At 44.7% G+C, this 973-nt stretch carries 1 protein-coding gene; it reads left to right on the top strand.

All coding sequences use genetic code 11. The features are described 5' to 3' along the window. Positions 1–973 (top strand): IS3 family transposase (locus AC19MV_RS22955; protein WP_498310036.1); only part of this gene is annotated, 973 nt, incomplete at both ends.

The following is a 973-nucleotide window of genomic DNA, read 5'->3' as shown; positions in this document are numbered from 1 at the left end:
GGGGGAAGACGAGGACAGTTAACCTCACTCTCAGATAGGCTGCATTACACATCCTTGATTGATAATGCCGTTACCTCAGGCGCAAGAAAGGAGAAAGCCTGTGAAGAAATTGGTTTGTCTATACGGACGTTACAGCGTTGGCAGGAGCAAGGTGAAATCATCGGTGATAAAAGGCCTATAGCGGATAGACCCCAGCCCCAAAATAAGCTAACAGAGGAAGAACAGCAAGCCATATTAGCTATCAGCAATCAAGAAGAATACGCTAATTTAGGGCCAAGCCAGATAGTACCAATGCTGGCAGATAATGGGCAATATATCGCATCTGAATCAAGCTTTTATCGTGTGCTGAAGGCCAACAACCAACTCACTCATAGAGGAAAAGAAAAACCTAAAGGTAGCCGAGCTAAGCCTAAGGGGTACACAGCGACAGGACCAAACCAAGTGTGGACCTGGGATATCAGCTACTGTCCTTCAACAGTGATTGGACGGTTTTTCTACCTTTACATGATAATCGACATTTTCAGCCGTAAAATTGTGGGTTGGGAAGTTCATGATAGTGAATCAGGTGACTATGCTGCAAAGTTACTTGAGCGAACTCTCTGGGCTGAGAAATGCGTTAAACAAAACGTGGTATTGCACTCAGATAACGGCAGTCCGATGAAATGCTTAACGATGCAGTCCAAGATGCTTGAAATGGGAGTAATAGGCTCTCGTAGTCGTCCAGGTGTCAGCAATGATAATCCGTACTCGGAATCACTGTTTCGCACGGTCAAATACAGCCACCGCTGGCCAAGTGAAGGCTTTAAAAGCCTTGAAGATGCAAGAACTTGGGTGAAAGACTTCGCGAATTGGTACAACAATGAGCACAGACATAGTCGTATCAAATTCGTGACACCGGCACAACGTCATCATGGTGAAGATAAAGCGATATTGGCAAAACGCCGTGAGTTATACAAAAAATCGCAAAAAATTA

This window comes from Shewanella sp. MF05913 (assembly GCF_059758095.1).
Note: the sequence above shows the minus strand (reverse complement) of the source record. Positions and strands in the feature narration are given on the sequence as shown.